At 29.4% G+C, this 18,256-nt stretch carries 22 protein-coding genes; all 22 read right to left on the bottom strand.

The genetic code is table 11. From position 1 onward, the window contains the following. Position 1: 1 nt before the first annotated feature. The gene (gene recN / locus HMPREF1252_RS05925; protein ID WP_023059839.1) at positions 2-1,666 is read right to left on the bottom strand and encodes a DNA repair protein RecN; all 1,665 of its coding nucleotides are present in this window, start codon (positions 1,664-1,666) and stop codon (positions 2-4) included. A gap of 3 nt (positions 1,667-1,669) precedes the next feature. Beyond that, positions 1,670-2,467: a TlyA family RNA methyltransferase gene (locus HMPREF1252_RS05920; protein ID WP_023059785.1), complete on the bottom strand. Its 798-nt coding sequence runs from the start codon at positions 2,465-2,467 to the stop codon at positions 1,670-1,672. After that, positions 2,467-3,336, bottom strand: a complete 870-nt coding sequence (locus HMPREF1252_RS05915) for a polyprenyl synthetase family protein (RefSeq protein ID WP_023059873.1) — start codon at positions 3,334-3,336, stop codon at positions 2,467-2,469. Before HMPREF1252_RS05915 ends, HMPREF1252_RS05920 begins: the two co-directional genes overlap by 1 nt. Then, the gene (gene xseB, locus HMPREF1252_RS05910; RefSeq protein WP_023059766.1) at positions 3,323-3,553 is read right to left on the bottom strand and encodes an exodeoxyribonuclease VII small subunit; all 231 of its coding nucleotides are present in this window, start codon (positions 3,551-3,553) and stop codon (positions 3,323-3,325) included. Before xseB ends, HMPREF1252_RS05915 begins: the two co-directional genes overlap by 14 nt. Then, entirely contained in the window at positions 3,554-5,065 is a 1,512-nt protein-coding gene (gene xseA / locus HMPREF1252_RS09315; protein WP_023059909.1) for an exodeoxyribonuclease VII large subunit, read from the bottom strand. 34 nt (positions 5,066-5,099) lie between these two features. After that, the gene (gene nusB, locus HMPREF1252_RS05900; protein WP_023059809.1) at positions 5,100-5,507 is read right to left on the bottom strand and encodes a transcription antitermination factor NusB; all 408 of its coding nucleotides are present in this window, start codon (positions 5,505-5,507) and stop codon (positions 5,100-5,102) included. Continuing rightward, positions 5,507-5,881 carry an Asp23/Gls24 family envelope stress response protein gene (locus HMPREF1252_RS05895; RefSeq protein ID WP_008902306.1) on the bottom strand — a complete coding sequence of 125 codons (375 nt, stop codon included), beginning with the start codon at positions 5,879-5,881 and terminating at the stop codon, positions 5,507-5,509. The genes nusB and HMPREF1252_RS05895 overlap by 1 nt, the downstream gene beginning before the upstream one ends. A 79-nt stretch (positions 5,882-5,960) precedes the next feature. After that, positions 5,961-6,287, bottom strand: a complete 327-nt coding sequence (locus tag HMPREF1252_RS05890) for a CD1247 N-terminal domain-containing protein (RefSeq protein WP_023059808.1) — start codon at positions 6,285-6,287, stop codon at positions 5,961-5,963. Positions 6,288-6,296: 9 nt separating this feature from the next. Further along, complete coding sequence (efp, locus tag HMPREF1252_RS05885) at positions 6,297-6,854, bottom strand: elongation factor P (protein WP_008902308.1); 558 nt, start codon at positions 6,852-6,854, stop codon at positions 6,297-6,299. Between the two features lie 65 nt (positions 6,855-6,919). Beyond that, entirely contained in the window at positions 6,920-7,798 is an 879-nt protein-coding gene (locus HMPREF1252_RS05880; protein ID WP_023059896.1) for a hypothetical protein, read from the bottom strand. Next, positions 7,788-8,315, bottom strand: a complete 528-nt coding sequence (locus tag HMPREF1252_RS05875) for a prepilin-type N-terminal cleavage/methylation domain-containing protein (RefSeq protein WP_023059774.1) — start codon at positions 8,313-8,315, stop codon at positions 7,788-7,790. The genes HMPREF1252_RS05880 and HMPREF1252_RS05875 overlap by 11 nt, the downstream gene beginning before the upstream one ends. Continuing rightward, positions 8,269-8,589 (bottom strand): hypothetical protein, encoded by a 321-nt coding sequence (locus HMPREF1252_RS05870; protein ID WP_023059881.1) that lies wholly within the window; start codon positions 8,587-8,589, stop codon positions 8,269-8,271. The genes HMPREF1252_RS05875 and HMPREF1252_RS05870 overlap by 47 nt, the downstream gene beginning before the upstream one ends. Continuing rightward, the gene (locus tag HMPREF1252_RS05865) at positions 8,586-9,029 is read right to left on the bottom strand and encodes a type II secretion system protein (RefSeq protein WP_023059861.1); all 444 of its coding nucleotides are present in this window, start codon (positions 9,027-9,029) and stop codon (positions 8,586-8,588) included. The genes HMPREF1252_RS05870 and HMPREF1252_RS05865 overlap by 4 nt, the downstream gene beginning before the upstream one ends. Then, the gene (locus HMPREF1252_RS05860) at positions 9,022-10,221 is read right to left on the bottom strand and encodes a hypothetical protein (protein ID WP_023059778.1); all 1,200 of its coding nucleotides are present in this window, start codon (positions 10,219-10,221) and stop codon (positions 9,022-9,024) included. The genes HMPREF1252_RS05865 and HMPREF1252_RS05860 overlap by 8 nt, the downstream gene beginning before the upstream one ends. A gap of 104 nt (positions 10,222-10,325) precedes the next feature. Beyond that, positions 10,326-12,068 carry a DUF4153 domain-containing protein gene (locus tag HMPREF1252_RS05855; protein WP_023059864.1) on the bottom strand — a complete coding sequence of 581 codons (1,743 nt, stop codon included), beginning with the start codon at positions 12,066-12,068 and terminating at the stop codon, positions 10,326-10,328. An 86-nt stretch (positions 12,069-12,154) separates the two neighbouring features. Continuing rightward, positions 12,155-13,654, bottom strand: a complete 1,500-nt coding sequence (gene glpK, locus HMPREF1252_RS05850; RefSeq protein WP_023059786.1) for a glycerol kinase GlpK — start codon at positions 13,652-13,654, stop codon at positions 12,155-12,157. Further along, positions 13,651-14,394, bottom strand: a complete 744-nt coding sequence (gene truA / locus HMPREF1252_RS05845) for a tRNA pseudouridine(38-40) synthase TruA (RefSeq protein WP_023059849.1) — start codon at positions 14,392-14,394, stop codon at positions 13,651-13,653. Before truA ends, glpK begins: the two co-directional genes overlap by 4 nt. Before the next feature lie 2 nt (positions 14,395-14,396). Then, the gene (locus tag HMPREF1252_RS05840; protein WP_023059823.1) at positions 14,397-15,200 is read right to left on the bottom strand and encodes an energy-coupling factor transporter transmembrane protein EcfT; all 804 of its coding nucleotides are present in this window, start codon (positions 15,198-15,200) and stop codon (positions 14,397-14,399) included. After that, positions 15,193-16,047, bottom strand: a complete 855-nt coding sequence (locus tag HMPREF1252_RS05835; RefSeq protein WP_023059850.1) for an energy-coupling factor transporter ATPase — start codon at positions 16,045-16,047, stop codon at positions 15,193-15,195. The genes HMPREF1252_RS05840 and HMPREF1252_RS05835 overlap by 8 nt, the downstream gene beginning before the upstream one ends. Continuing rightward, positions 16,029-16,847 carry an energy-coupling factor transporter ATPase gene (locus HMPREF1252_RS05830; RefSeq protein ID WP_023059762.1) on the bottom strand — a complete coding sequence of 273 codons (819 nt, stop codon included), beginning with the start codon at positions 16,845-16,847 and terminating at the stop codon, positions 16,029-16,031. The genes HMPREF1252_RS05835 and HMPREF1252_RS05830 overlap by 19 nt, the downstream gene beginning before the upstream one ends. A 93-nt stretch (positions 16,848-16,940) precedes the next feature. After that, positions 16,941-17,570 (bottom strand): orotate phosphoribosyltransferase, encoded by a 630-nt coding sequence (pyrE, locus tag HMPREF1252_RS05825; RefSeq protein ID WP_023059811.1) that lies wholly within the window; start codon positions 17,568-17,570, stop codon positions 16,941-16,943. Next, positions 17,567-18,253, bottom strand: a complete 687-nt coding sequence (pyrF, locus tag HMPREF1252_RS05820; protein ID WP_008902325.1) for an orotidine-5'-phosphate decarboxylase — start codon at positions 18,251-18,253, stop codon at positions 17,567-17,569. Before pyrF ends, pyrE begins: the two co-directional genes overlap by 4 nt. Positions 18,254-18,256: the final 3 nt, after the last annotated feature.

Genomic DNA, 18,256 nt, shown 5'->3' with positions numbered 1-18,256 from the left:
CTCATTCTCCTCTAAGCATCTCTTTAGCTGCTTTTATTGTATTGTCAGTTATTACTGGACCGCCTATAAGTCTTGCTATTTCATCAATTCTTTCATCATTTTTAAGTTTTAAAATATTTGAAACGGTCTTATCTCCAACTTCTTCTTTATAAATCTTAAAATGTGAGTCTCCTAAAGCTACAATCTGTGGCAAGTGGGAAATCGCAATTATCTGTCTTTTCTTTGAAAGTTCTTTTATCTTTTTACCTACAATATTCGCGGTAAATCCACTCACCCCTGTATCAATCTCATCAAAAATAAGGGTTTCTATTTCATCATAATTTGAAATGATAGACTTAAATGCGAGCATAATTCTGCTCATTTCTCCACCAGATGCTGTCTTTGCTAAACTTAAAAAATTCATTCCCAAATTTGTTTTTATAAAGAATTCAACATTATCAATACCGTTCTTGGTAAGATTTTGCTCTTCAATCTTTATCATAAAGTCAGAATTTTTTATATTTAAATCTCTCATTTCAGATTTTAATTTAAGTTCTAGATCTTTTGCCGTTGACTTTCTCTTGTAGCTTATATTTTTTGCAATTTCATAAGCTTTTTTATATAAATCTTCTTCTTTGTTTTGCAAATTAGATAGAATAGATTCTAAATTTTCAAGTTCATTTAATCTTTCTTTAGTTTTAGAATAGAATTCATCTATATCAGCTAAAGTATTGCCATATTTCTTTTTAAGATTATTCACTAGGTCCAATCTACTCTCTAAGTATCTCAAATTATCTTCATCGACTTCTTCTGTTGAAAGTTTTCTATTTAAATATGATGAAATGTCTTGAATTCTATATTTTATATCTTCTAATTCACTTATTGTATCTTGGTAAGTTTCATCATATTTAGAAATATTTAACATTTCTCCAATTGCAGAATCAATTATGCTAAGAGCATCGTTATTTTCATAATCTGAATTTAAATACTCTTTAGCTATATTAAGATGAGCTATTATCTCAGACATATTATTTTGTTTCTTATAATCTTGTTCTAATTCTTCTTCATCATATGGAGATAAATTAGAAGAATCTATTTCATCAATTTGGTATTTTAGAATATCTAACTCTCTTTCCCTATTTTCGGATTTATCTTTTAGGCTATCTATTTTTTTCTTAAGCAATGAAATTTCATTGATTAAGTTTTCAAGAATACTTAGATTTTCTGATTGTTCTTTGCCACATAAAAAATCAAGTAATTTAAGTTGATTCTTTGTATCCATCAAAGATTGACTCTCCTCTTGGGCAAATATGTCAATAAGATTTTCTGTAATTTCATTTAGAACGTTTAGAGTAACCGCTGTGCCATTAATTCTAGAAATAGAAGGACTATCCAGTTTAATAATTCTGTTAATAACCACCAAATCTTCTATATCTATTCCAAGATTTTTTATTTTATTCTTTATCTTTTCACTAGAAGTATTAAAAACCGCTTCTACATATGCACTTTCACATCCAGCTTTAATCATTTCTTTATAGGCTTTCCCGCCAAGTACCGTAGAAAGAGCATCTATAATTATTGATTTTCCTGAACCAGTCTCCCCAGTAAGTATATTTAATCCATCTGTAAATTCTATGGTAACATCATCTATTATCGCAAAATTTTGAATCTTTAATTCAAGTAACATATATCACTCCAAGTTTTCGCTTCTGTGCAAAACATCATCGATTATATTTTTATCGATTGCTTCTATTTTATTATTTTTTAACAAAACCAGAAATTCAACATTTCCCTTTGCACCTTTAATTGGACTAAAGGTTAAATTTACTGGAGAAAGCCCAATATCTATAGAAAAATTAAATATATCTTCAATTACATCTTTTCGTGCTTTTATATCTCTAACTATTCCATTCTTTCCTACTAGTTCTTTTCCAACTTCAAATTGTGGCTTAATTAGTGCCACGATATATCCATTCTCTTTTAATATTTCTTTTGCTACAGGTAGCACAAGTTTAAGAGAAATAAAAGAAACATCTATAGATATAAAATCAATTTCATTTGTTATTAAAGATTTATCCAGATATCTAATATTTGTTTTTTCCATAACTACAACCCTAGGATCTATCCTAAGTTTGTAGTCAAGTTGGTTATATCCAACATCTATCGCATATACCAATTTAGCACCATTTCTAAGCATAACATCGGTAAATCCTCCAGTAGATGCTCCAATATCAACAGCATATGCATCTTCTAAATCTAAATCGAAATAGTCTATTGCTTTTTCTAACTTTAAACCTCCACGAGAAACATAGTCTACCTTGGATTCTTTGATAGTAATTTTTTCATCTTCATCTATCTGTTCGCCCGGCTTTTCGATTCTCATAGTGCCTAAAAGCGCTCTACCTTCCATTATTATTCTCTTTGCTTTTTCTCTAGATGGTGCAAGTCCTTGTTCAAATATTAAAACATCCGCTCTTTTTTTTGCCATTACTTACTCCTGTTTAAAAGATCTCTAGCAATGTTCTTTAATTCATCGGTATTTCTATCTATCTCTTCCAAATAATTAATTGCTTTATTATATGTCTTCATAAGTAGGCTTTCCAATTCTTCCTTGCTGACAAGCTTAGATAATGTAGCAACATCACTATTTAAATCATCTTCATAATCTAGAATATCATCCTTAATTTGATATTGAAGTCCTAGTTGTTCGGCATATCCTTCTATTGAAATCAGCTCTTCTGGTGTTGCTCCACCCATTATTGCACCTACAGCTAAAGGGGCTTTTATAAGCGCACCTGTCTTAAGTTTGTACATAGTTTCAACTTCTTCTAAACTCATTTCATCTACTGAAAGATCTATGTCTATGGTCTGACCACCAACCATCCCTTGAATTCCAGAGCTTGAAAAAATATATCTAAATGATTTTATAGCTCTTTTTAATTTTATTGGATCAGTTATACTTTCTAATTCTTTAGCTACAACTTCAGCAGCTAAGTTTAATAAACCGTCACCTGCCAATATAGCTATAGCTTCATTATAAACCTTGTGATTAGTTGGCTTTCCTCTACGAATATCGTCATTATCCATTGCTGGAAGATCGTCATGAATTAAACTGTAGGTATGAATATATTCTATAGCTACAGCAAATGGAATAATTTCAGAGAAATCTTTTGAATCATTATTAAAGATACTATAACTCACTAAGGCTAGTATTGGTCTTACTCTCTTGCCTCCAGTTGATAGTGAGTATTTCATAGATTCATATATCTTTTTTTGAAAGTCATCAGTTGTTGGAATATTGGTATATAAATTTTGATCGATTATATTTATAAGTTCTTCATACCTATTTGTTGTCACGACTAAAATCCTCCAGTTTTATTTCTCCGTCTTGATTTTTAGAAAGAATTTCTACTTTATTTTCATATTCTTGCAAAAGTTTACTACAGTTTTTATAAAGCGCTATTCCTTCTTCATATTTTTTTATTGATTCATCTAAACTTAAGTTTTTGCTTTCCAAATCTTCAACAATCTTTTCTAGTCTCTTTACAGATTCTTCATAACTAAGATTTTCCATTTATTTCCTCACTTTTTCTATACTTGTAACCTCTAAGTTAAGTATCCCATCTTCCAATAAAGATTTAATTGTACTTCCTACTTCTACATCATTTACAGATTTAATAAGTTTACCTTCTTTATAAATTCCAAAATTCTTTCTGTATTCCATATCTAATTTTGATTTTAAAATGTTAAGTTTTAACATATTATTCTGTAATATTGAATCAATATTTGACTTTATCTTAGATTCAATAGAATTTATATCAATTCTAAGATGCTTTAATTTAAAATAAAGATCTCTAAAAGATATTTCGTTATAAATCGCTTTGTTATTTTGATAAGCTTTTTTAATTTCAAGGAGTATATATTTATCAAGGCTATTTTTATTGTAAATTAACCGAGTTTTTTTATAGTATAAGTTATTTTGCAAAGATGCACTTATAAATCTATAATTTTTCAAATTAATTTTGTGTCTATTTATATTTTCTGCAATAAGTCTATCTTTAAAATTTTTTAATTTAATAACTTTTAATCTATTGCTAGTTATCCTGTCCCTGGTAGACCAAGTTATCCTATCTCTATATAAACTTAACTTATGTTTATTTTCATTGATTAATAAAGTAGGAGAATGAGAATTTAAACCGTATCTTAATCTTTGTAATTTTGTATCCCTAAGTATTAGCTTGTTAGAAATACTAACATCCATTCTCTTTTTTAAATCAAAAATATTTTCAATCATATCAGACAACTTACATGAGACAAGCTCTGCTGCTGCTGATGGAGTTGGTGCTCTTAAGTCTGCGACATAATCACTAATAGAGAAATCTATTTCATGGCCAACCGCTGAAATAATAGGAGTGTTTAGTTTAAATATTGTCCTAGCAATATTCTCGTCGTTAAAGACGAATAGATCTTCTTTAGATCCACCACCTCGAGCCAAAATTATACAGTCAAGTTTCATTTTATCCAGAGTCTGAAGCCCTTCTATTATAGTTTCTGCTGCCCCTTCTCCTTGCACCAAAGAAGGATAGATTAGTATATCTATATTTTTATTCCTTCTTTTCATTACATTTAAAATATCTGTAATAGCCGCTCCTGTAGGAGAAGTCACAACTCCTATCTTATTTGGAAACTTAGGTATTTGTTTTTTATGAATCGGATCAAATAGTCCTTCTTTGTCTAGTTTTTCTTTTAAAAGTGTAAATCTTCTAAGTAATGATCCTTCTCCGCTTAATTCAAAGCTTCTTACTACAAAGATAATTTTAGAAGTTTTTTCAGAAAGTGTAACTGCCCCAGTTATGATTAATCTATCTCCCTCCTCAGGAAATAACTCAATTTCTGAGGTATCTACGACACTCATAAAGCAATCTATCTTTGAATTATCATCTTTCAATGAAAAAAATAGATTTCCTGAACTGTGTCTATTATAGTTACTTACCTCTCCTTCTACCGAAAGATCATTGATAAAATAATCTAATTTTAAATATTTCGATATGTAGTTGGTTAATTCACTTACTTTTAAAACGCTCATTTAAACACCAAGTACCCAGAGTGCCTCTGAGTACTTAACTTTCTTTTGCAAATTTTCTAAAAATTGTACCTAAAATTCCATTAATAAACTTAGGTGCCTCATTTGAGGAATATTCTCTAGCTATTTCTACAGCTTCATTTATTACAATGTTTGATGCCGTTGAAGTAAAGTATAATTCATAAACAGCAATTCTAAGTATCTGTCTATCAATATTTGAAATTCTTTCTAAGGACCAACCTTCAAGATTTGATTTGATAATTTCATCTATTTCATCAAACTTGTCTATCATTCCCAAAATATGTTCTCGGATAAATTCTACTTCATCTTCTTTTAAATCTGAATTTTCAAAATAAAAATCTACAGCTTCATCAGAATAGTCGTTATTCATATCCATTTGATAGAGAAGTTTCATTAGCCCTCTTCTAGCTACTCTTCTACTCATTAGGCTCTATCTTTTTCTGTGATATGGATGCCACTTACATGGACATTCACTTCTACTACAAACAGTCCAGTCATTGTTTCAACTTTTTCCTTGACCTCATCCTGAACTTTTTTTGCAATTTCTACTATATTGTTTCCAAATTCTACTGTTACATATATGTCGATTAATGCTTCTTTTTCACCAGCAGAAACTTTTACTCCACGATTTATATTTTTAACACCTAGTATGTCTGATACAGAACTTTTAAGGTTAGATTGTAGTCCTACAACTCCCTCAACTTCTGCTGCTGCATAAGATGCTATACTTTCAATAACTTCATCAGAAATTTGAATTGTTCCTTCTGAAATAGTGTCTACTAAATATTTATTTACCATAGCGCACCTCCCTATCGTTTATTATAACAAAAAAAAGGCTGTAAAACAATAAAAATAGCCTCAATTGAGGCTATTCGTATTATTCACAACCTTCACAATTTTCATCATCACAGCATGAATCAAATTCAAAGTCGTCATCATCATAAAAATCAAAATCATCTAGATCATCATAGTCATCATAATCAGAATCTTCGTTATAAACATAATCTTCAAGATCATCTAAATCTTCATCAACCATGGTTATATACTCTTCTAAATCTTCGTTTGATTCTTTCATTACATCTACAATGTCTTCTAAAACATCAACGATTTCGATTAGAAGTTTAGCTTCTTTTGATTCTTCGTCTAATTCAAATCCATCTGTTAGACCTTGTAAATAAGCTACTCTTTTTAATAAATAATCCATATGTCCTCCTTATGCTCTTGACATATATTCACCAGTTCTAGTATCGATTCTTATAACATCTCCTGTGTTAATGAATAGTGGCACGTTTAGTGTAAAACCAGTCTCTACTGTTGCTGGTTTAGATCCACCTGAAGATGTGTCACCTTTTACTCCTGGTTCAGTAAATGTTACTTCAAGCTCAACGAAGTTTTCTGGTGTAACTCTAAATGGTTTACCTTTATAAAAGTTGATAGTCGCTGTATCATTTTCACGAGTGAATTGAAGTGCATCTCCTACCATATCTTTGTCAAATGGAATTTGTTCATAAGTTTCATTGTCCATGAAATAGTATAGTTCTCCATCATTGTAAAGATATTGCATTTCTTTAGTTTCTATAACTGCACGTTCAAATCTTTCACTTGGGTTAAATGTTGTATCTTTTATTCCACCTGTAAGTACAGATTTAATTTTAGCTCTTACAAAAGCTGCTCCTTTTCCAGGTTTAACGTGTTGAAAGTCTATTACTTCATAAACATCATTATCATATTCAAAAGTTAAGCCTTTCCTAAGATCTCCGGCTGAAATCATATTCTACCTCCTATATGTTTATCAAAATAATTATATCAGTAAGTTAAGTTTACTACAAGTTATTTCTAATTTACAAGGTCTGATGTGGTAATTTTTTCAAGCTTAAACTTAAAATATTCAGGCAAATCATAACGGATATTTTTTAACAATTTAAAATTATATATTAATTTTTTTGGCTTTACATAGTAAGCTGCAGTCCCACTTACAGTAACATTTTGCGATTTTTTAGAAAAATCAATAAAGATTCCTTTTATATTAAAATCAAATTCATTTTCTATTTCACCATTATTTATAAATATACCTTTAATATCAATAGAATCTCTAAGTATCATCTTGCCATCATTAATTACAGCAACTAACTTATAAGTTGGAATCCTTGCTATTATATTATCTGTTTCTATATCTTTTAATAATATTTCATTTTTATCCATAGATATTTCGCTGTTGTTTTTAATATGAATCTTTTCTACTTCTCTAGGTTCATAAAACTTAAATACATTTAAATTCTCTGGATCTTCTAATGAAATTCCATCTTTATTTAAATAAATATCATTTATATCAGTGCCCGAAGCAGTACATCTTGTGATAATACCTTTGTATTTAGAAATAACACGGATTAAAAAATTGTTATAGTTAAATGCCGGATCGCTTTGAATAGTAGCTGTTATATCTGCATTATAATATTTAGAAAAATCAAACGGCAAAGTCATTGGTTGACTCATTGAACTATAATTATTTTCATAAAACTTCTGAGTCTCATCAATATATTCACCGAAGATAATATTTATAATTGATTCAGGTATATATTCCGCTTGTGTTTGGTCCTCTATATTTTTTAAAGAATTAACTCTGTTTATGCCTATTTTAATAATACTAGTAGTTAAAACCAATAATATACTCATAAATATTAACGATGTAACCAATACATATCCCTTACGATTCATCTCTACACCTCACAGCTATATACTTCTTATAATTTAATCCTGATGTAGAAACTATTTCTATTGTTACAACTCCATTTTCCAAATAAATATCAAAACTTTTTATGCTATCTGCAATTTTATTAGTGCCTATATTACTAAATTTAGAAATGTTTAAATTTATTTTTTTTGAAGATGTAGTTGAATATCTATATATAGAATTAAATTTCTTTATATAGGAAATATGTTGATATCTATTACTCGATTTAACATTTTCTCCCCTATCAATACCTATTAAAATTTCATCATTATCAACTGATGATACAATGTATGAAGCAGCTCCTACCTCATCTGCTATATAGTTAAGAGCAAACTCACAATCATTGTAACCCTTGCTATATTTTGATAAAACTTTATATGTATTTACACTATTATTAAAAGCACTGAATAAAACCATTAAAATAATAGAAGATATTGCGATAGAAACTATAAGTTCAATCAGTGTAAATCCCTTTTTCTTTGAGATACAAAATAATTTCATAATTATTGCCCCTATCATCTTCTTTTTTTAAAATAATCTTTTTAACTCCACCCATATTTTCTTCATCAAAATTTCCAGTTAGTACACCAGTCTTATAGTAAGTGCCAATTAAATATTCTGCATCATTTCTTAAATCTTCCATTACTTTTTCCTTGGATTTTAAATTATGAATTGATTTTGATATAGAGCTTATCCCGCTCACTAAAGAAATCAAGATAATAGAAATTAAAAATATAGAAATTATAGATTCTAATAAAAAATATCCTTTTCTCATCTTTCCACCTTTAAAGACACATTTCCTGTAACTGGAGCAACAGTAATAGTATATATTTTATTTTTACCACCTAAAATTAAAGTTCCTGGTCCTTCATAACTAGGAGATCCTCTTTTCGTAAATGAAAAACTTTTATTTTCATATGGATATAGTATTACATTTAATACTTCAAACTCATACTCAAATTGTAGCTCTTCTCCTATATACTGCTTGTATCCAATACTACTAAACTCTAATTTTGATTTATCCCTCATCTTCATTGCCAAAGTTCTAGTTGATCTAATGTCATCCACTATCCTTTGCACTTCATGTTTTTCTTTAAAAATTCCTAAATTATTTATTCCATAAAATGCAGTCGATATTAGGATGGAAATAATTGATAAAACTAGGATCAGCTCTATGAGAGTAAACCCTGGTTTTCTATTAACTTTCTTATTCATCTTTATTTTTATTATTTATATTACTTTTCGAATTATTATCTTCATTTAAACTTGTTTTTTCTACTTTTACTTTAGATTTCTTTTTCTTTTTAACTTCTGTAAAATCTCTATCTGAAGGAATTTCTTCTAACTCATCATCATCTTTTAAATAAGTCAACTTAAGTTCTTTTTCATTGTTGAATTCATCTATTACAGATATCTTTACAATATAGAATGTACCTTCCTCTAGCCCCTTATATGTGTTCTCATCAATTTGGTAATAAAAACCATTTATATCTTTCGCGTCAGGAATTATGATTTGATTATTCTTTTCTTGAACATAGCCTGCATAGATAGGATATCTCTTCATATCTTCTATATAACCAAAAGTTCCCCATTGATTTATAGGATAATAAATAATTTTTAAAGATTCGTCATCTTTTAATTTTAAATTCTCAAAGAAAAGATCTATAAATTGCATATCAAAATTATTTTTAAATTCAAGATTTGTATACTTTACTTGAATCATGTTATCTATTGATTTTATAGCAGCATTTTCTGATGAGCTTTCTATGTAGAACTTTCCATTATTTTTAATTAAATCTTCTTTTATATTTGATTTTCCATCTATTTTATCATTCTTAGATTTTTTAACATCATCTTTTTCTACCGAAGATTCAACATTTTTATCTTTCTTTAAAAATATTTCTTTCAAACTTTTTGTACTATCTATTTGATTCGTATTTTCTTCAATAGCTATCTTTTCATCAGTCTTTGCAAATATATTTCCACTATATCCATCTTCTAATAAATCAAATTCATAAGCTCTTCCTTTTACACCCAAAGTGTTTATTGCAGTTATTATGTCGTCATAACTCCCTTTGAAGCTAAAAGTATAAGAATTGTCATCTTCACCATTAATAAAATTTGTGACCTCAGATTTCTTAAGGTTTAGAAAGTTTTGAACTGATCCATTATTTTCTTCTTTTTTATTTTTTGTGTCTGGCTTCTTTTCAATATTTTGTTTTTTTAATTTATTCTCCTCAATTTGATTTTCTAATTTTAAAATACTTAGGTTCGATTCATAAATTTCTCTATCTTGAGGCAATATTAAAAACTTATAAAATATAAACTCTAGTAGAGTAAATAGAAATATTGCAAATAAAATTTTTTCTCTCCTACTTAGTTTTCTATGAAATATTTTTTCTTCCATATTTATCTCCTGAATTATATACAAAACAATTTTTAATAATTAAATTTAACTTAATTATAGAATATCACATTAATCTATTTTTTTGTAAAAAAAAGAATCAATTATCAATTGACTCTTTCCATTAAGAAATAGAATGATACATTTAGTATCTCTATCTTATTATCTTCTTTTGTAAAGCTTAACTCTTTAAATATAATCTTATAATTTAAACCATCTATACTCCCTTTATAGGCCAAATCATTTTGGTTTATTATTGAGTTATCTTTTTTTAATGCTAGATATTTCTTTGCAATATCATTTAAATATATTTCCTTACTAACTTCGCTTCCTTTAGTTTTTTTTGTAATAATTATACTGTTATTTTCACCATATATTTTTATATTATTATCATCATATATGATTTCACCGTTATAGAATTCTTTAGCTATAAAGCTATCATAACCAGTAGTATCTATTGCCTCATCATCCGAAATCTTTGCAACTTCATAACTATTGTCGTAAGCTTCTATATTTTCATTAAAACCAAAGGTCCTTTCAAAATTAGAATCATAGTTTCTGAGTAAATCTATATCTTTCGGCTCAAAGTAATCGTTTAAATAATTAACTATAGAAATTATCTCTTTTTTGTCATCATCAGAAATATTATTATTAGCTACAATTTTACCGCCAACCAACATTTGATTTTTTGTTAGTAGATTTTTAAGTCTTTTATTTTGAGAAATTGCACTGATATTATAAGCTGATACCGGTCCTATGGAGCTAATTAAAACAATTATAGAAAATAAAACAATAATTGTCATGTTTGAGCTGTTCTTAACAAAAATATAGTATAACATTGAAAGTAGAGAGAAAAATCCTAAAGCCACCACCAAGTATCTATTTATGGTGAATCCATATTGGTTTATTCTTAAATATATTGAATAAAACATAAAAAGTATTAATGGTAAACTGAGTACCGGCTGAATTTTTTTAAAGCTTTGACCTATCTTTCCCCTTGTCTTTGCAGAAATAAATATTACAAATGTGGTAAATATAGAAAACCAAAGTACTAAATTTATAATTATTCCTTTTGGCAAGGTCATAGTAAATACTATTTTAAAGAAATATGCGTAAAGTATGAGTGTATATAAGTATATTAAAGGTATAAATATATTGTTTACCAAGATATTAATTTCTTTTGAAACTTCATAATCATTAAATGACTTTTGAATTATTGGAAAATCACTTAAGAAAAAACCTAGATTCAATGGGATAAATACTATTAATTCCAATGAAAGTAAATGTTTATAATCCATATTTAAGTCAAACAATTTATTTAGACTTACAAAAAATATTAATAGCCCTATGCCTATTGTCATAGAATATATAATAGATGCAACAAGCTGAAAATTTACATTAAGTACATAAGGTATAAAGTCTTCAAAATAATTTAATTTTGAAATAAAAAATATAGATATTATTAAAAATGCCATACAACCTATATAAATATATAATGAATTGTATCTAAACTCTTTATTCAAATAAAATATGTTAAGATACATTCCAAAAATTGCGGGCAATGAAAGCAGATAAGATGACGCCTTCAAAAGTCTCACATTTTTAAATGAAAATTTATCTTTTTTACTGAAGATTATACCTTCAAGAAATAATTTTATGTTTAGATATAAAGCTGTTGCAAAAAGAAAGAAGAATCCAAGTTTTGCATTATTTTTTATTCCTTCATTTCTCTGTATAGACAATATGAAAAATACAGTTGAAATTATGGAAAATATCATAGGTAGTGGAAATCTTTCTATTGCTTTTCTGGAGCTTAAGAATTTTTCTTTTAGATGATAAAATGGTTTCATAAAACCTCCTACTGTAATAATAATTTAAAGAGTTTTTCAGTTCAAGAAATTTTTTAAATTGTAATCTCTCTTTTATTATTTTGTAATCATTCTGATTCTAATCCCCAGTCAAAAGATGTTTCAACAGCTTTATGCCATCTCTTTATCTTCTTTTTTCTTAAATCTTCTTCCATGTTCGGAATAAATGTGGCGCTAGATTCAGTTTTATTTTTCAAGTCATCTATATCTTTCCAAAATCCTACCGCTAGTCCCGCAAGATAACATGCACCTAGAGCTGTAGTTTCAGTTACCTTTGGTCTTTTTACTTCACATCCTAATATATCAGATTGAAATTGCATCAAGAAATTATTATTTGATGCTCCTCCGTCAACTTTTAGTAATTTAAGTCCATGCCCTAGATCTTCTTCCATCGCATGAAGCACATCATAAGATAAATACGCTATTGATTCCAAGGTTGCTCTAATCAAATGATATTTAGTTGTACCCCTTGTTATACCTACAACTGTTCCTCTTGCGTATTGGTTCCAATAGGGAGCTCCTAAGCCTGTGAAAGCTGGCACTACATAGCAATCTAGTGTATCGTCAACTTTTCCCGCCATGTATTCAGAATCTTCAGAAGAATCAATTAAACGAAGTTTATCCCTCAACCATTGAATAGATGATCCTGCAACAAATATAGATCCTTCAAGCGCATAATTTACCTTTCCATCTATTGACCAAGCAATAGTGCTTAGAAGTCCATTCTTACTCTTTACAATTTTATCTCCTGTATTCATAAGTAAGAAAGCTCCAGTTCCATATGTGTTTTTAGCTTCAGCTTCATCAATGCAAAGTTGTCCAAATAGTGCAGACTGTTGATCTCCTATTGCAGCTGCAATCGGAATCTCTTGACCAAATATTTTTTCGTTGGTATAACCATATATTTCCATAGAATTTTTAACTTCTGGAAGAATATTCTTAGGAATATTTAAAAGTTCTAAGATTTCATCGTCCCATTTCAATGTATTTATATTGAAAATCATCGTTCTAGATGCATTTGAGTAATCGGTAACATGAACTTTTTTATCGGTGAGCCTATATATTAAGTATGAATCGATAGTCCCAAACATTAGGTCTCCATCTTCTGCTAACTTCCTTGCACCTTTGACATTATCTAGAATCCATTTTATCTTCGTAGCTGAAAAATATGCATCTATAATAAGACCTGTCTTTTCCTTTATCATATCTTCATAGCCATTTGCTTTTAGTTCGTCACAATATGAAGAAGTTCTTCTACATTGCCAAACAATCGCATTATAAATTGGTTCTCCAGTCTTTTTATTCCATAAAACTGTAGTTTCTCTTTGGTTTGTTATACCTATTGAAGCTATTTCGTCTGCTGATATTCCTGCTTTGTACATTGCTTCAATAGCTGTTCCAAGTTGAGTTGACCATATTTCGTTGGCGTCGTGTTCTACATAACCAGGCTTTGGGAAATATTGAGTAAATTCCTTCTGTGCAGAAGAGACAATTTCTCCATTCTTATCAAATATTATTGTTCTACTGCTGGTAGTACCAGCATCAAATGCCATTATATATTTTTTCATTTATTACCTCTAAAATACACATCCATAAGATAAAGACCACAAGCTGGAGCTGTCATGCCTGCAGAAATTCTTTCTTTTCTAACAAGAGCTTCTTTCATTATTTCTGGGCTTTTATTTTTACTGGATATTTGAACGGCAGTTCCCACTATTATCCTAACCATGTTTTTTAAAAAACTCTTTCCATAAAAATCTATATTTATAACATCTCCAACCTTATTAACTTCTATCTTATTAATAATTCTAATAGTATCTTTTACCGTGGCATACCTTCCCATAAAAGATTTGAAGTCATGTTCTCCAACTAAATAAGAAAGAGATTTTTCTAAAATTTCCATGTCAATTTTATGTGGATACTGCCATGCACGATTTTCAAATAATGCATTTCTATATTTATAGTTATAGATAATATAGCGATAGAACTTTCCTTTAGCACTATAACGAGAATGGAAATTATCATCTACATATTTAGCTTCCACCACAGATATGTCTGTTGGTAGATGGTAATTTATTACCTTTGGCAAGTTTCCAATATCAATCGTAGATTCAGTATAAAAATTTGCATACTGACCGAAAGCATGCACTCCACTATCAGTTCTTCCTGAATAAAAAAGTTTTACAGGATGCTTTACAGTGTTTTCAACGGCTTTAGTTAGCACTTTCTCAATGGTTCTACCTCTATCCTGCTTTTGAAATCCGTAGAAATTCGTTCCATCATAAGTTATTTTTATTCTTATATTCATAATTATCTCATTAAAATACTAGCAGCAATAATCGCTGAATAAAATATAAGTGAAATTATAAATAATAAAATATCAGAAGATTTAATTACAGCTTTATTTAATTTAGTTCTACCTTGACCACCATTATAGCATCTAGATTCCATAGCTGTCGCCAAATCATCGGCTCTCCTAAAAGAAGAAATAAATAATGGTACCAAAAGCGGAACTAGATTCTTAGCTCTATTTATAACATTTCCAGATTCAAAGTCCGCACCTCTTGCCTTTTGAGCCTTCATTATCTTATCTGTTTCTTCGATAAGTGTCGGTATAAATCTAAGAGCTATAGTCATCATCATTGATATTTCATGAGCTGGAAACCCAACGACTTTCATAGGCTTTAATAGAGATTCAATACCATCAGTTAGCTGTATTGGAGAAGTTGTAAGGGTAAGGATTGATGATCCCCAAACCAAGAGTACTATTCTTGTAGATGTAGTTGTAGCAAGCACTAGGGATTCTTTTGTCACTGTTATAAATAAAAAACTAAATAAAACAGTTCCACCTACAAAGAGTAAATTAATTACAAATGTAATTAAAATAATCCATCTAAGAGGTCTTAACCCTTTAAATACAGTTTTAAATTTCAAACCACTGGCTACTGTAACTAATGTTAAGAAAATAATTTGAGGAATAAATAGATAAAGATTCTTTACAAAGAATAATTGTACTATAAAAAACATTACAGATAGAATCTTTAATCTAGGATCATATTTATGAATTTTTGAATCTCCTGGATAGTATTGTCCTAAGTTAATATCTTTAAGCATTTTTACCTCCAAGTCTAGATAATAAATCTTTTTTCAAAACATCAATATCCAATGTTGGATCCACATGTATTCCTTTTTTTTCAAGTTCCTTTATAATTTCTAGAACCATCGGAATTCTTAATCCTATTTTTTGAAGATCCTCAGCTTTTTCAAAAATCTTTAAAGTTTCATCATCAAAAGTAAGCTTACCGTGATTCATTACTAACACTCTATTAGCAAACTTTGATATATCCTCCATTGAGTGGGAGACTAGCACTATAGTTATTCCCTCTTTGTGGAGCTCGTTTATTTCGCTTAATATTTCATCTCTACCATAAGGATCAAGGCCGGCAGTAGGTTCATCAAGGACTAATACTTTTGGTTTCATAGCAAGCACACCTGCTATAGCGACTCTTCTTTTTTGCCCTCCAGATATTTCAAAAGGACTTTTTTTAAGCATTCTTTCTTCAAGTCCTACGCATTTTACAGCATACATGACTCTTTCATCTATTTCTTCATTGGATAAGCCTAAGTTTTTTGGACCGAAGGCAATATCTTTATATATTGTTTCTTCAAATAGTTGATATTCCGGATATTGAAACACTAAACCTACCTTTTCGCGAATCTTAATCATGTTTGTCTTTTCCGCAAAGAGTTCTTCTCCATCGACAATGATCTTACCTGAAGTAGGTTTTAAAAGTCCATTTAAATGTTGAACTAATGTTGATTTACCTGAACCTGTATGTCCAATTAATCCGACAAAATCTCCAGAATTTATGCTTAGATTAATGTTTGATAGGGCTTTTTTTTCATAAGGAGTTCCTACCGAATATATATGATTTAAATTTTCTATTTCAATAATTGCCATATTTCATCCACCAAATCATCAACATTTAAAACTTCTTCTATATTGATTCCATTAATCTTTAAAAAATGAGACACATCTGTAGCATGAGGGACATCGAGTCCAATCTTCTTCATCATCTCAACATCTTTAAATATCTCTAAAGGAGTGCCTTCCTTTATTAGTTTTCCTTCTTCGACTAAAAATATTCTATCGGAAAGTTTTGCCTCTTCCATAAAATGGGTAATTAGAATTATTGTTTTTCCTTGTCTATTTAGTTCAAGAAGAGCATTCATTACTTCTTCTCTTCCACCTGGATCAAGCATAGCTGTTGGTTCGTCAAGAATAATATAGTTAGGATGCATTGCAAGAATTCCAGCTATTGCAACCCTTTGTTTCTGTCCTCCAGAAAGAAGGTGCGGTGCAGACTTCCTGTATTCATACATGCCAACAGATTTTAAGGCATTATCCACCCTTTCTCTTAGCTCAGGCATCTCAATTCCTAAATTTTCTGGTCCAAATGCTACATCTTCTTCAACTATTGTAGCTACAATTTGATTGTCAGGATTTTGAAAAACTACTCCAGCCTTTGACCTAATATTAAAAATATTGTCGTCTTCCTTAGTATCCATTCCATCTACTAATATCTGTCCATCAGTAGGAATAAATAGTCCGTTCATAAGTTTTGCAAGGGTTGATTTCCCAGATCCATTGTGTCCTAGAATAGAGACAAACTCCCCACTTTTTATATTTAAAGATACATCTTTAAGAACATACTTACTGTCATCTTCATATTTGAAGCTTACATTTTTTACTTCTATCATTTTTCACCATTTTCATACTGGATAATTAAATAATATTATTTTAAAAAAGCCAAGTTACCTTGGCTTAGTAATTTTTAAATTTTGATAGTAATATTATAGATTTATCCAAGATTCATCTTTTATGTCTTTTTTCCAAGCTTGTAGTTTTTCAAGATCAGAGTGTTCTATATAATCTATTTTAAGAGCTATGTCTAAAAGTTCATCATAGTTTGTAAGTGAATAAAACTTTAGATTATTTTCTTCAAAATTCTTTACACATTCATCTAAATTATATGAAAATATACCACAAACTCCTAACACTTCAAAGCCTGCTTCCATAAGTGCATTTGCAGCTTTTATAGAAGATCCACCAGTTGAGAATAAATCTTCAATTACTACCACTTTAGCTCCTTCTATAATCTTGCCTTCTATTTTATTTCCTTTGCCATGATCCTTATTAGAGCTTCTGACAAAACCCATAGGTAAGTGCATCTTATCAGCAATAATAGCTGCATGAGGAATTCCAGCAGTAGCTGTTCCCATTAAATATTCTACTTCAGGAAACTTATATTCTATTAAATTTTTAAGCTCTTCCTCGATTATATTTCTTTCTTTAGGGAATGAAAGAGTGAGTCTATTGTCACAATATATAGGTGATTTTATTCCAGAAGCCCAAGTATATGGTGACTTCGGAGATAAACTTACAGCTTTTAAATCCAATAATATTTTTGCTATTTCTTTCATAGTCCTAAAAACTCCTCTCTTATTTTTCTATAGCTTGAAACGGGATCTTCTGATCTCGTAATAGGTCTTCCACATACTATATAATCGGAACCTAAATTTCTAGCATCTTCAGGAGTCACAACTCTCTTTTGGTCCCCGGTATCTTCACCTTGAGGTCTAATACCTGGCGTTACTGTTAAAAATTCTGGACCAAGCTCTTCTTTAACTTTTGGAACTTCTTGAGCTGAACATACAATTCCATCAAGTCCAGATTCTTTTCCGAATCTCGCATAACTTAGTACTACTTGCTCAACTGAAAGTCTTGAATTTATAAGAATTTCATCATGCATAGTTTTTTCATCTATTGAAGTAAGCATAGTTACACCTAAAAGAGTCGAATTTGGTAGTTCTTCTTTAGCTCTTTTTATCATTTCAGATCCACCGGCAATGTGAAGATTGAGCATTTCCACATTTAAAGAGCTAAGAGACCTAAATGCACCACCTACAGTATTTGGGATATCATGAAGTTTTAAGTCTAAGAAAATTTTATGTCCTCTCTCTTTTATAAGTTTTATAATTTCTGGACCTTCTTTATAGAAAAGTTCCATACCAACTTTTACAAATATACTTTCATCAAACTTATCTAGAAATTCTAAACACGTTTCTTTATCCTTAAAATCTAGAGCTACTATAACGTCTTTCATTGT

Origin of the sequence: Peptoniphilus sp. BV3AC2, assembly GCF_000478945.1 — a bacterium.
In the GTDB taxonomy this organism is placed as follows: Bacteria; Bacillota; Clostridia; order Tissierellales; family Peptoniphilaceae; genus Peptoniphilus_B; species Peptoniphilus_B duerdenii.
This window is presented reverse-complemented; position numbering and strand designations above follow the sequence as displayed.